General features: G+C 69.5%; 15 protein-coding genes. 5 read left to right on the forward strand and 10 right to left on the reverse strand.

What is annotated here, in order from left to right; all coding sequences use genetic code 11:
* The first annotated feature begins 5 nt into the window (after window positions 1-5).
* The gene (locus tag K343_RS0110805; protein ID WP_028008090.1) at window positions 6-587 is read left to right on the forward strand and encodes an LOG family protein; all 582 of its coding nucleotides are present in this window, start codon (window positions 6-8) and stop codon (window positions 585-587) included.
* 15 nt (window positions 588-602) lie between these two features.
* On the opposite strand, the gene K343_RS0110810 is transcribed toward K343_RS0110805, so the two are convergent.
* Window positions 603-1,295, reverse strand: a complete 693-nt coding sequence (locus K343_RS0110810; RefSeq protein WP_028008091.1) for a hypothetical protein — start codon at window positions 1,293-1,295, stop codon at window positions 603-605.
* A gap of 12 nt (window positions 1,296-1,307) precedes the next feature.
* Between K343_RS0110810 and K343_RS0110815 the strand changes: the two genes are divergently transcribed.
* Window positions 1,308-1,595, forward strand: coding sequence for an acylphosphatase (locus K343_RS0110815; protein WP_028008092.1), 288 nt, complete (start codon window positions 1,308-1,310; stop codon window positions 1,593-1,595).
* Here the strand turns inward: K343_RS0110815 and K343_RS0110820 are convergent.
* From K343_RS0110820 to folE, 4 genes are all read right to left on the reverse strand, one after another.
* On the reverse strand, window positions 1,592-3,199 hold the full coding sequence (locus K343_RS0110820; protein ID WP_028008093.1) for a GMC family oxidoreductase: 1,608 nt from the start codon (window positions 3,197-3,199) through the stop codon (window positions 1,592-1,594). The two genes, K343_RS0110815 and K343_RS0110820, sit on opposite strands and share 4 nt — an antisense overlap.
* Window positions 3,200-3,207: 8 nt before the next feature.
* Window positions 3,208-3,786 carry a hypothetical protein gene (locus K343_RS23410; RefSeq protein WP_051278193.1) on the reverse strand — a complete coding sequence of 193 codons (579 nt, stop codon included), beginning with the start codon at window positions 3,784-3,786 and terminating at the stop codon, window positions 3,208-3,210.
* A 187-nt stretch (window positions 3,787-3,973) separates the two neighbouring features.
* The gene (locus K343_RS0110830) at window positions 3,974-4,957 is read right to left on the reverse strand and encodes an acyl-ACP desaturase (RefSeq protein WP_051278195.1); all 984 of its coding nucleotides are present in this window, start codon (window positions 4,955-4,957) and stop codon (window positions 3,974-3,976) included.
* Between the two features lie 80 nt (window positions 4,958-5,037).
* Window positions 5,038-5,598 (reverse strand): GTP cyclohydrolase I FolE, encoded by a 561-nt coding sequence (gene folE / locus K343_RS0110835; RefSeq protein WP_281169394.1) that lies wholly within the window; start codon window positions 5,596-5,598, stop codon window positions 5,038-5,040.
* A 105-nt stretch (window positions 5,599-5,703) separates the two neighbouring features.
* On the opposite strand from folE, the gene K343_RS0110840 reads away from it, so the two are divergent.
* The 3 genes from K343_RS0110840 to K343_RS0110850 all read left to right on the forward strand — a co-directional run bounded on the left by K343_RS0110840 (window position 5,704) and on the right by K343_RS0110850 (window position 8,123).
* Window positions 5,704-6,504: a ParB/RepB/Spo0J family partition protein gene (locus tag K343_RS0110840; RefSeq protein WP_028008096.1), complete on the forward strand. Its 801-nt coding sequence runs from the start codon at window positions 5,704-5,706 to the stop codon at window positions 6,502-6,504.
* Window positions 6,505-6,900: 396 nt separating this feature from the next.
* A complete protein-coding gene (locus K343_RS21725) occupies window positions 6,901-7,647 on the forward strand; it encodes a M48 family metallopeptidase (protein WP_051278197.1) in 747 nt (248 codons plus the stop codon).
* 71 nt (window positions 7,648-7,718) lie between these two features.
* The gene (locus K343_RS0110850; protein ID WP_020650545.1) at window positions 7,719-8,123 is read left to right on the forward strand and encodes a CBS domain-containing protein; all 405 of its coding nucleotides are present in this window, start codon (window positions 7,719-7,721) and stop codon (window positions 8,121-8,123) included.
* Window positions 8,124-8,138: 15 nt separating this feature from the next.
* Here the strand turns inward: K343_RS0110850 and K343_RS0110855 are convergent, their stop codons facing one another.
* The 5 genes from K343_RS0110855 to K343_RS0110875 form a co-directional block, all read right to left on the reverse strand.
* The gene (locus K343_RS0110855; protein ID WP_028008097.1) at window positions 8,139-8,627 is read right to left on the reverse strand and encodes a DUF3617 domain-containing protein; all 489 of its coding nucleotides are present in this window, start codon (window positions 8,625-8,627) and stop codon (window positions 8,139-8,141) included.
* Between the two features lie 23 nt (window positions 8,628-8,650).
* Window positions 8,651-8,902 carry a hypothetical protein gene (locus K343_RS0110860; protein WP_028008098.1) on the reverse strand — a complete coding sequence of 84 codons (252 nt, stop codon included), beginning with the start codon at window positions 8,900-8,902 and terminating at the stop codon, window positions 8,651-8,653.
* A gap of 230 nt (window positions 8,903-9,132) precedes the next feature.
* On the reverse strand, window positions 9,133-9,606 hold the full coding sequence (locus K343_RS0110865; protein ID WP_028008099.1) for a hypothetical protein: 474 nt from the start codon (window positions 9,604-9,606) through the stop codon (window positions 9,133-9,135).
* Window positions 9,607-9,695: 89 nt separating this feature from the next.
* Entirely contained in the window at window positions 9,696-11,585 is a 1,890-nt protein-coding gene (mnmG, locus tag K343_RS0110870; protein ID WP_028008100.1) for a tRNA uridine-5-carboxymethylaminomethyl(34) synthesis enzyme MnmG, read from the reverse strand.
* Between the two features lie 70 nt (window positions 11,586-11,655).
* On the reverse strand, window positions 11,656-12,060 hold the full coding sequence (locus tag K343_RS0110875; protein WP_028008101.1) for a hypothetical protein: 405 nt from the start codon (window positions 12,058-12,060) through the stop codon (window positions 11,656-11,658).

A 12,060-nucleotide genomic window follows, 5' to 3' on the forward strand; every position in this document is an offset into this window, starting at 1 on the left:
ATTCCATGCGTATTTGCGTGTTCTGCGGCTCCAGCGCCGGTGCGCGGCCGGCCTATCGCGAGGCGGCGGTCGCATTCGGCGAGGCGCTGGCCGGCGCCGGCATCGGCCTGGTTTACGGCGGCGCCTCGGTCGGCCTGATGGGCGCCGTCGCCGACGCTGCACTGGCGCGCGGCGGCGAGGTCATCGGCGTGATGCCGCGCGCGCTCGCCGACCGCGAGCTGGCGCATCGCGGGCTGACGCAGCTGCACGTGGTCGGCTCGATGCACGAGCGCAAGGCGCTGATGGCGGAACTGGCCGATGCCTTCGTCGCGCTGCCGGGCGGGCTCGGCACCTTCGAGGAATTGTTCGAGATCTGGACCTGGGCGCAGCTCGGCGAGCACCGCAAGGCCTGCGCGATGCTCAACACCGACGGCTACTACGACGGCCTGCTCGCCTTCCTCGACCATGCCGTCGGCGAGGCCTTCATCAAGCCGCTGCATCGCGGCACGCTGCGCGTCGAGCGCGATCCCGCGCTGCTGCTCGACGCGATCCGCGCCTACGTGCCGCCGCCGGCGGCCGGCAAGTGGATCGGCCGCGACGAGACCTGAACGCGGGACGGCGGATCAGGGTTTCTGGCGCGCGGTGTTGACGACGGTGGCCGCGAGCCCGAACGGCTGATCGCCGATCAGCTCGCGCAGGCGCGTTGGCAGGTGGCGCTTGTCGAGCTGCAGCACCGAGACCTGCGCGAAACCGTCCCGCGCTTCGCCGGCCCAGGTCTCGGCGATCGGCTGGTCGCCGGTGCGTTTCGGGCGGATACCGAGCGCGGCGAGGCGCTCCTGCTGCGGCAGCAGGTCATGGCTGCCGGCGTCGAGCGAAGCAGTCGAAGCCTGGATCTCGACCCAAGTGTTGAGATCGAGTTGCAGCAGCGGCTCGGCCAGGCGGCGGACCAGCGGCACGGCGAGCGCGCGTTGCGCGACGCTCTGCACGGCATGGCCGGCGCGTTCGGCGAGACGCAGCGAGCGGCCGCTCGGCGCCGGCGGTGCGCCGGCGGGCGGCAGCGCCGCGCGCTCCGTGCCGTCGCGCCGCGCCTGCGCGGCGGCCAGCGCCGGACGCAGCGCGCTCGCGAAATTGGTTTGCAGGTGCGCGCGCAGGCGCAGGCGCTCGCCGTCGGCCTGCGGTTCGGTGACCATCTGCACCTGCAGTTTCCACAGGGGTTCCTTCTCGCCGACCGGCAGCTCGGCGACGAACGCGAAATTCTCGGTGGCCGGCGCCACCGCCTGCGTCTTGCGCTTGCCGCGCCGGTTTAAGATCGCCATGGGTTTTCCTCGATGCACACTTCGAGCATGTCGACATCGTACCGGTTCCGCGTCCGCGGCCGCGTCCAGGGCGTTTTCTTCCGGCAATCGACGCGCGACCGCGCCGAGGCGCTCGGCCTGTCGGGCTGGGTCGAGAACCGTTCCGACGGCAGCGTCGAGGGGCTGGCCTGCGGTGCGGCGCCGGCGCTCGAAGCGCTGCGCGAATGGCTGCAGCACGGTCCGCCGCGGGCGTGCGTCGATGGGCTCGACTGGGAGCGCAGCGACGAGCCCGCGGTGACCGGCTTCAGCGTGCGGCGCTAGGCAGCGGCCTTGGCGGCCGGCGCCAGGGCTTCGGCGAGCGCCGTGGCATTGCGCGAGACGAAGCCGTAGATCGTCAGCTGCGGGTTGGCGCCGATCGAACTCGGGAACATCGAGCCGTCGAAGATCGACAGGTTCTCGGTCTCGTGATGGCGGCCGCGGCTGTCGATCACGCAGCGCTGGCGGTCCTCGCCCATCGCGCAGCCGCCCATCAGGTGCGCGGTGACCAGGCCGGCGCGGTGCTTGCGCATCGGCAGTGCGGCGATCGCCGCGCGCGCCTCGTCCATGCTGGCGTACGGCTCGGCGTCGATGTGCGCGGGGCGCACGGACTTGGCACCCGCCGCGAACTGGATCTCCGCCATCTGCACGAAGGCGTGGCGCAGGGCGTTCCACAGCGGCTCGTGCACGTCGTAGTCGAACACCGGCTGGCCGGAGTCGTCGATGCGCACGCGGCCGCCGGCCGACTGTTCGTGGAAGCCGTCGCGCATCAGCGCGATCAGCACGTTGGTGTTCGGCAGCTGCGCCATGTCCTGCGCCAGCGCGTCGCCGTAGCGCGCGAGCACGCTGCTGGCGAGCATCGGCTGCAGCGGCGGCACTTCGAGCTTGTAGCCGATGCCGCCGTCCTCCGGCCACAGGAAGTGGTCGGAGTAGATCGACTGCGGCGCGCCGTGGAAGCCGTCGATCTCGCGATCGAACACGGCGAGGCTGGCGTTGACCGGATGCACGCAGGTGCGCTGGCCGATGCGCTGATGCGGGTCCGGCGCCTTCGAGCGCAGCAGCAGCGCCGGCGTGTTGATCGCGCCGCCGGCGAGCACGTAATGCTTGGCGCGCACGTTCAGCGTGATGCCGGTGGGGTGCCGCGTGTCGGCGTCGAGCGCCTGCACGGTCAGGCCGTTGACGCGGCCGCCGGCGAACTGCAGGCGGTCGGCGCGGGCGTGATGGACCAGCGTCATGCCGCGGTCGAGCGCCGCCGGAATCGTCGTCACCAGCATCGACTGCTTGGCGTTGACCGGGCAGCCGAGGCCGCAGTAGCCGAGGTTCCAGCAGCCGCGCACATTGCGCGGGATCGTCTTCCAGTGCAGCCCCAGCTTGTCACAGCCGTCGCGCAGTACGGCGTTGTTGGCATTCGGCTCGGCCGCCCACGGCGCGATGCCGAGGCGTTCCTCCATCTTCGCGAACCACGGCGCCATCTCGTCGGCGGCGGAGCCCTTCAGGCCGAAGTCGCGGGCCCAGTATTCGAGCGTCGGCTTCGGCGTGCGAATGCTGGTCGTCCAGTTGACCAGCGTGGTGCCGCCGACTGCGCGGCCCTGCAGGATCGGGATCGCGCCGTCCGAGGTCGCGCGTCCGGCGGCCTCCTGGTAGAGCTTGCTGTACGAGCTGAATTCGTCGAGCGCCTTGAAGTCGCGCGAGGTGTAGAGCCCGCCTTCCTCCAGCATCAGCACCGACAGACCGGCCGCGCTGAGGATTTCGGCGGCGGTGCCGCCGCCGGCGCCGCTGCCGACGATGACGACGTCGGCTTCCAGCGTTTCGTCGTTCGTCAGCGTCGAGGCGTCGCGGATCTTCCAGCCCTTGGCGAGGCCGTCGGTGTAAAGGTCATTGATGGCCATGGCGGGACTCAGGCGTTGAGGGCGGCGACCGCCCAGGCCGGCGGGCCCGGGTAGCGCGCCAGCGGATAGGCGACCGGCTGGCTCCAGAAGACGACGCTGCCGATCTTCGCGAGCGCGCGGAAGGCGCCGTTGAGCAGGCCCAGGCGGCTGGCGCTGAGGTTGGCGAGCAGGGTCTGCATGTCGGCGGCCGTGGCTTCCGTCCACGGCTTGGCGACGCCGCCGGCGAAGCGGCGGAACGGCGCCCACTGCAGCAGATCGAACAGCTTGCGCACTTCCTTCTGCGCCGGCGCGTCGAGCGCGTCGAGGCAGATGTCGATGCGGCGCGCGCCTTCTTCGAGGGCGGCATCGGCGATAGCCGGGTCGGCGGGCAGCGCCGAGCCGGCGACGCCGGCCACGAGCAGGCGCGCGAACGGCAGATCGGCGGCGGTCAGCCAGCGGAAGCCGGCGGCGGCCGGTGCGGCCTGCTGGCTGCAGCCGGCGAGCTGCACGCTGGCGCCAAGCAGGGTGAAGGCGGCGGCGCTGCCGGCGCCGAGTTTGAGAAAGCCGCGGCGATCCAGCGCCGTGGCGGGCGCCCAGTCGGGGGACATCGGGACTCCTCCGTTCGGTCTTGTATTAATTGAACGATAGATCAATTCCGGCCGGCAAAACGGCCGAAAACGCCGCGACTCTAGCGCGGCGGCACCCGGTCTGCGATTGGCCCTGGCGCCCGCGAGGTGGGCGACCGACCGTCAGAAGCGCAGCGCGCGCCGCAGCCTGGCGGCGGCCGGCCAGGCCTCAGAGACGGACGGCGCGGCCGAAGATGAAGTCGAAGCGGAAGTCGCGGGCCGTGGTCTTGGCGTTCTGGAAGTCCGCCATGCGCGCGAGGCGTGCCGGCACCTTCATCAGCTTTTCCTGGGCTTCGCGCCCGGCGGCCGACAGGTTGGTCATCACGCCGATCTTCCAGAAATCGAGCAGTTCGTCGACGATTTCCTTGTACTGGCTCGCGCAGAAGACGCCGGCGCGGCGCACGACTTCGCTCATGTCGTCATAGCCGCGGATCGCGTGGCCCGGCATCGCGAAGTTCAGCGTGACCTTGAGCAGCGAGTTCAGCGCGCGGTTCGGATCGTGCTCGAGGATCGCGCCGAACACGGCGCGGTAGAACTGGTAGTGGCGCGCTTCGTCGCCGGCCAGATGGGCGAGCACCTTCTGCGCCATCGGTTCGATCGTCGCGCACAGGCGGCCGGTGTTGGCGTGCGAAATCTGCGTGGCTTTTTCCTGCAGCGAGGTATACGCGAGCAGGCGATACGGATCCTGCTCCCAGTCCGGGTTGAAGCCGGCCTCGATGTAGCGGTACTGCAGTTTCTCCAGCGCGCCCATGTCGAACAGGCGGGCGTCGCGCACGTAGTCGCGCAGCGCGCAGCCGTGGCGGTCTTCTTCGGCCGTCCACAGATTGTTCCAGTCGCTCCACGGCGCGCTGTTGCCGAGGTGCACGGCGATCAGGCGGTGGAAGTGCGGCAGGCCTTCCTCGGTCAGCAGGTTCAGCGCGACGGCGACGCGCACGGTGTCCGGCAGGCCGCGCGCGGCGTCGCGGATGCGGGCCAGCTCGGCATCGGCGGCGGCGTCGAGATTGGCGTCGGCCGGCATCAGATCATTCGGGAACCACAGGCGGCGCTTCTCGATATGCAGCGCCATCTGCTGGGCGACCACGCCCTCGATCGCGACCAGCGTCTCGATCTGATCGGGAGAACCGAAACGCGCATTGGGCGCCAAGCCAGACATCGTCACTCACTCCGGGTTCATCGTGTTGGCCGCAGCCCTTGTCGCCGGGCGCGGTAGGTCGAGCTTATAAGAAATTCACATTACCCGCGACGGACCAGGCTGAGGAACTCCTCACGGGTCCGGTGATCTTCCCGGAAGCGGCCCAGCATCATCGACGTGACCATCGTCGAGTTCTGTTTCTGGACACCGCGCATCATCGCGCACAAATGCTGCGCCTCGATGACGACGCCGACGCCGTTCGCGCCGGTCACCGACTGGATGCAGGCGCCGATCTGCTGGGTCAGGTTTTCCTGGATCTGCAGGCGGCGCGCGAACATGTCGACGATGCGCGGGATCTTCGACAGGCCGATGACCTTGCCGGCCGGCAGGTAGGCGACGTGCGCCTTGCCGATGAACGGCAGCAGATGGTGCTCGCACAGCGAGTACAGCTCGATGTCGCGCACGATCACCATCTCGTCGTTGCTCGACTCGAAGACGGCGCCGTTGACGATCTCGTTGACGTCCTGCTCGTAGCCACGGGTCAGGAACTCCATCGCCTTGGCGGCGCGGTGCGGCGTGCGCAGCAGACCCTCGCGCTCGGGATTCTCGCCGATCGCTTCGATGATGGCGCGATAATTCTCTTCCATCGTCCCTTCCGTTATGCGTTGTAACGCTCATTATTTCATGCCTTGCCGGCGCGGCGTGCGCCGAACAGGGGAGAACCGGCGCGGCGGGCGCCGCGCGGCGCCGCCCCGTAAAATGCGCGCATGAGCCGCAAGCGCGCCACCGGCGAAATTCGCGACATCCCGATCGACCTGATCCGGCCCGGCAGCCAGCAGGCGCGGCGGCATTTCGATGCCGATGCGCTGCGCGAGCTGGCCGGCAGCATTCGCGAATCCGGCGTCGTGCAGCCGATCGTGCTGCGCACGCGGGTCTGGGGCTACGAGCTGCTGGCCGGCGAGCGGCGCTGGCGCGCCGCGCAGCAGGCCGGGCTGCACGAGATTCCGGCGCTGATCCGCGACGATCTGTCCGACAGCGAAGCCTTCGTGCTCGGCCTGATCGAGAACCTGCAGCGCGAATCGTTGACGCCGATGGAAACGGCGGCCGGACTGAAGCGGCTCGGCGAACTGTTCTCGCTCAAGCACAGCGAGATCGGCGAGCGCATCGGCAAATCGCGCGAGTACGTGACGAACTACCTGCGCCTGCTCAACCTCGCGCCCGAGGTGGCGGCGCTGGTCAACGAGGGCCATATCCTGCTCGGCCACGCCAAGGTGCTGGCCGGTGTGCCGGTGGCCGAGCAGGTCCGCTACGCCGACGAGATCATCCGGCACAAGCTCACCGTGCGGGGCCTCGAACAGCGCATCGCCGCGGCGCGCGACAAGCTCGTGGTGTTCCGGCCGGGCAAGCCGAGCGACTGGCAGCGCCTCGAGCGCGAGATCTCCGACCATCTGGCCTGCCCGGTGACGGTCAGCGCCGACAAGTCGGGCAAGGGCGAGCTGCGGGTGAAGTTCCACTCGCTCGATGAACTCGACGGCGTGCTCGCCAAGATCGGCTATGTCGCCAAGTGAGGGGCGGCGAGTTGTCCCCAGAAGACGGGGAAAAGCCTGTGGATAGCCGTCGGATGAAGCGGCCGCGATGCCGGCGGCCGCTGCGTTTCAAGCCGATCGGCGCTTTTTTCGACGACCGGCGGTGCGCGGGTGCCGACTTATCGACAGCGGCGCGGGATAAGCTTGTGGATAGCGCGCGGATGAACTGGCGCAGAGCTTGCTGCGACAAGCCTGTCCTGCAGTGCCGGCGAAAAATTCAGCAGCGGCGCGGGCTTGGCGGAAAGAGTTATCGACAGCGGGGCGGGATAAGCCTGTGGATGAGTTGCGCATGAAGCGCCGCCGGGCCAGCTGTGATGCGGCCTGCTGCGGGACTGCGCAAAAAATCATCGCGCCGGCGGGCTGAACGGCAGGAACGGCATGCAGATCGAATTGTTCCGCGACGACTATCACTTCGAGGAGCGGGTCAGCGCCAAGGCGCGCAGCATCCGTCTCGAAGTGCGGCCGGATCGTCGCGTGGTGCTCGTCTACCCGCGCTGGACGCCGCGTGCCGAGGCCCTGGCCTTCCTGCGCTCACGCGAGCGCTGGTTGCGCGAGAAGCTGGCCGAGATGGCGCAGCTCGCCGCGGCCCGGCCGTTGCCGCAGCAGCTGCGCTGGGACGGCAGCGATCTTCTTCAGTTGCGCGGCCGCGAGCTGGCGGTGCGTGTCGAGCCGGCGCGCCTGCGCAGCGTCAACGTGCGCTTCGAGCCCGAGCGCATCGTCGTGTTCGCGCCGCCGGCGCTGCGCGAGACGCCGCGCAAGCTGGAGGCGGCGCTGCGTCAGGCGCTCGCCCATCAGGCGCGGCTGGATGCGGTACGCCTGCTGGAGGACGGCGCGGCGCCGCTCGGTGTGCGTTACCGCGAATTGCGCATCAACGATCCGCAGACGCTGTGGGGCAGCTGCAATCCGGGCGCGGTGATCTGCCTGTCGTGGCGTCTGGTGATGGCGCCGCCCGACGTCTTCCGCTACGTCGCGGTGCACGAGCTTTGCCATCTGGTCCATCTCGATCACTCGGCGCGCTTCTGGAATCTGGTGGGCCGGCAGATGCCTGATTACGAAACGCACAAGCGCTGGCTGCGCGACCACGGCCACCAGCTGCATGGCTGGCTGCCGCGGCGCAAGGCTTGAGTGCGTCCCGCGCAGGGGCTATCGTCGACCCACAAACGCCACCGCGCGTCGGGCGGATCGAGGAGAGCGATATGGCCACGCTGGAAAAAGTCAGCGTCCGCGACTACATGAGCACGCGGCTGATGAGCTTCACCCCCGAGATGGAGGTGATGAACGCCGTGCACCAGCTGGTCAAGAGCGGTCACTCCGGCGCGCCCGTGGTCGATGCGCAGGGCACGCTGGTCGGCATGCTGTCGGAGCGCGACTGCCTGCAGATCGCGATGGTCGCCGCGCAGGACACCTGCGTCGCCGGTCCGGTCAGCCAGTACATGAGCACCAAGGTCGAGACCGTCAGCTCGGACATGAGTCTCGCGCAGCTGGCCGGCTTGTTCATCAGCAACCGCCACTTCCGCCGCTATCCGGTCGTCGATGGCGGCAAGCTGGTCGGGCAGATCTCGCGTTCCGACGTGCTGCGCGCGATCAGCCACTGCTGCTGAAGCGGCGCGCGGCGCTCAGGGCGTGCAGGGCCCCAGGTAGCGGCCGTCGATCTTCTGCGTCATCTTGATCGGCGCGCCGCTGCGGTCCTTGCCGGTGACGTGGGTCGTCGAGGTCATCGTCCCGCCGCTGTAGGTCGCGGTGCCGGTCGCATTCATCTTGCCGTGCGGCGAATCGCAGACCGACGTCCACTCGACGGTGTTGCCGCGGCGATCCATGCGCGTGATCTTGCAGTGCTCGCCGCTCTGCTCGTTGCGCGGCACCAGGTCCGCCCGGGTCACGCACTGCTCGAAGTTCATCGTCATGCCGCCGACGCCCATCTGCGGCAGCGCCATCCCCGGCGGCAGCTTCGAGGCGTCGACCTTCGGCATGGCCGGCATGGCCGGCATGTTCGGCATTTCCATGGTCATGGTGTAGGTCCAGCGGCCCTCGCGAATGCCCTCGGCCTGCGCGCCGAAAGTAACGGTCAGCAACAGCCCGGCCAGCGCCGGCACGATCGTCTTCATGGTCGGGTTCCCCGGTGCGAGGCTTACTTGAACAGCTTGTCGAAAACCTTGTCGAGCGCCTTGTCGACGGCCTCGTCGGTCTTTTGGTCGACTTTGTTGTCGACGCGCTGGGTGACGCGGTCGGTCTGACGCTCGACCTTGCCGCCGGCGTAGTCGCCGGCCGCGTCAGCGGCCTGGTGGCCGGCGTCGTCCGTCTCGCCGGCGGGCGGTTCGGCGGCGAGCGCGCTGCCGAACAGCAGCGCAGCGGTCACGGCGAGATAGGCAGAGTGGTTCATGGGTCCCCCCCGGAAAATGGCGTGGTGCAAGACAGCGCATGGTCGAAGAATCGCCGATCGCCAACCGAGACCTGGGTAGCAACGCGGCGGCGGGTTCGTGCGCCAGTCCACACCCGGCCGGCAACGCGCCGCGCCGCTGCGGGCAACAAAAAAGGGCTCTCTCGGGGGGGGATGAGAGAGCCCTCGGGGCGCCCTGCGGGGGGATGCAGGGCTGGGGGGACTGGTACGGCCTATGGCTTCTGCAGCTTGGCCTCGGCCTGCGCGTCGACGGCGCCCTGGCTGTGCAGCGCGCCAGTGGCCGAGGCGTTGACGGCGCCCAGGGCGTCGCTGGCGAGGCCCTGGGTCTGGCCGATCGTGGCCTGGGTCTTGGCTTTGGCGTGCTGCGATGCCTCGTGCGCGGTCTTGTGCGCCTGATGGCGGGTGGCCTTGGCCTGGTCGGCGGCCGCGCTCTTCGCGGCTTCGGTGTGCGCCTGGACGCCGGCCTTGGCGTCAGCGGCGTCGCTGCGCGCCTCGTCCTTCAGCGCCCGGGCCTGCGCCTGCACGTCGGCGCCCGTCGTGTTCGCCCCGGCTTCGACGCCGGCGCCGGCATTGACGCCGAGCGCGTCGACGCCCAGCTTGACGGCGGTCTTGCCTTCGGCCGCCTGCGCCTGGACGGCGAGGGACAGCAGGGCTGCGGCCGCGGCGACGGAAATGATCTTGTTCATGCAGCGCTTCCCCTGATGGTTCTTGCGGCCGGATTCCGACCGTGGAAGCAGACTACGAGGCCGCGCTGAATTGCAGATGAACGCTCGCCTCAGGCTTGGCGGCGCAGCCGTCCGGTCTTCTTGAGGTGGATCAGCAGCAGCGAGACCGCGGCCGGCGTGACACCGGAAATGCGGCCGGCCTGCGCGACCGTCTCCGGGCGATGCTCGACGAGCTTGGCGCGGACTTCGTTGGAGAGGCCGATGACGCTGTGATAGTCGAGGTCGTGCGGCAGCGGCGCCGCCTCGTAGCGCTGCACGCGCTCGATCTCCAGTTGCTGGCGATCGATGTAGCCGGCGTACTTGGCCTGGATTTCGACCTGCTCGGCGACCCGGGCGTCGATGTCGGCCGGCGCCAGCCCCTGTGCCTGCAGGAAGGCATAGTCGCCTTCGGGCCGGCGCAGCAGGTCGGTGGCGGACAGGCCGCTGTCGCTGGGCGCAGGCCCGAAGCGCTCGACCAGCGCCGCCTGTGCCAGCTGCGCCGGCTTCAGCCACAGCGCGTCGAGCCGCGCCCGCTCGCGCTCGATCGCCTCGCGCTTGCGCGCGAAAGCGTCCCAGCGCGCGTCGTCGACGATGCCCAGTTTGCGGCCGAGCGGCGTCAGCCGCAGGTCGGCGTTGTCCTCGCGCAGTAGCAGGCGGTGTTCGGCGCGCGAGGTGAACATGCGATACGGCTCGTTGGTGCCGCGCGTGATGAGGTCGTCGACGAGCACACCGATATAGGCCTCGTGCCGTTGCGGCGTCCACGGATCAAAGCCCTGCACCTGCCGCGCGGCATTGATGCCGGCGAGCAGGCCCTGCGCGGCGGCTTCCTCGTAGCCGGTCGTGCCATTGATCTGGCCCGCGAAATACAGGCCGGCGATGACCTTGGTTTCCAGCGAGCGCTTCAGGTCGCGCGGATCGAAGTAGTCGTACTCGATCGCGTAGCCCGGCCGCGTGATGCGCGCCTGTTCGAGGCCGCGGATCGTGCGCACGAAGCGCTCCTGGATGTCGTACGGCAGCGAGGTCGAGATGCCGTTCGGATAGATCTCGCGCGTGTTCAGGCCTTCCGGCTCGAGGAAGATCTGGTGGCTGTCCTTGTCCTTGAAGCGGTTGACCTTGTCCTCGACGCTCGGACAGTAGCGCGGGCCGACGCCCTCGATGACGCCGGTGAACATCGGCGAGCGGTCGAAGCCGCTGCGGATGATCTCGTGGGTCTCGGCATTGGTGTGCGTCAGATGGCAGGGCACCTGACGCGGATGCTCGGCGCGCGAACCGAGGAACGAGAACACCGGCGTCGGTTCGTCACCGGGCTGCGGCGTCAGCAGCTCCCAGGCGATCGTGCGGCCGTCGAGACGCGGCGGCGTGCCGGTCTTCAGGCGGCCGACGCGCGGATGCAGTTCGCGCAGGCGCGCGGCGAGCGGATTGCTCGGCGGATCGCCGGCGCGCCCGCCCTGGTAGTTCGCCAGGCCGACGTGGATGCGTCCCGCCAGGAAGGTGCCGGTGGTCAGCACCACGGCCGGCGCGTAGAACTTCAGACCGAGCCGCGTGACGACGCCGCGCACGGCGCCACCCTCGACGATCAGATCCTCGACTTCCTGCTGGAACAGCGTGAGATTCGGCTGGTTCTCCAGCGCCTCGCGCACCGCCCACTTGTAGAGCATGCGATCGGCCTGCGCGCGCGTCGCGCGCACCGCCGGGCCCTTCGAGGCGTTGAGGATGCGGAACTGGATGCCGGCGCGATCGGCGGCGCGCGCCATCAGGCCGCCGAGGGCGTCGATCTCCTTGACCAGATGGCCCTTGCCGATGCCGCCGATCGCCGGGTTGCAGGACATCTGGCCGAGCGTCTCGATCGACTGCGTGACCAGCAGCGTGCGGCAACCCATGCGCGCCGGCGCCAGTGCGGCTTCGGTGCCGGCGTGGCCGCCGCCGATGACGATGACGTCGAAGTGATGCAGGTCCGGCATGGCAGTGATTCGGCGGGTTCCGCGGGGGCGCGGATTCTACGCCAAAGCCGGCGGCGCGGCTAAAAAATGCTCATGGCAGCGGTGCCAGATCCGGCTCGACGAAATCCTGGCGGGCGTCGGCGCGGTCGAGCCGCTGCGCCGAGTAGTGTCGTGCGACGAGGCTGCGCGCATCGCCGAACAGCTCGGGATGGGCGGCGGCGAAGGTTTCCCAGTCGGCCTGCGGCATCTGCCGGCGGCGGGTCTCGATCAGGCGCAGCAGGGCGATCGTCAGCGTGTGGTGGTACTTGGCTTCGGCGCCGAGCGCCGCGACGTAGCCGCGCAGCAGGGCGACGAAGCGCCGCTCGGCCGCGTCGCGATCGGCGGCCTGCTGCAGGCATTGCCAGGCGGCCTCGACGTGACGGGCATGGCCGAATGCTGCCGGCGGCAGCGAGCCGTCGGCCAGCTGATCCAGCAGGCCGCGGTTGCCGGCCGACAT

Source organism: Solimonas flava DSM 18980 (genome assembly GCF_000426685.1).
Classification (GTDB): Bacteria; Pseudomonadota; Gammaproteobacteria; order Nevskiales; family Nevskiaceae; genus Solimonas; species Solimonas flava.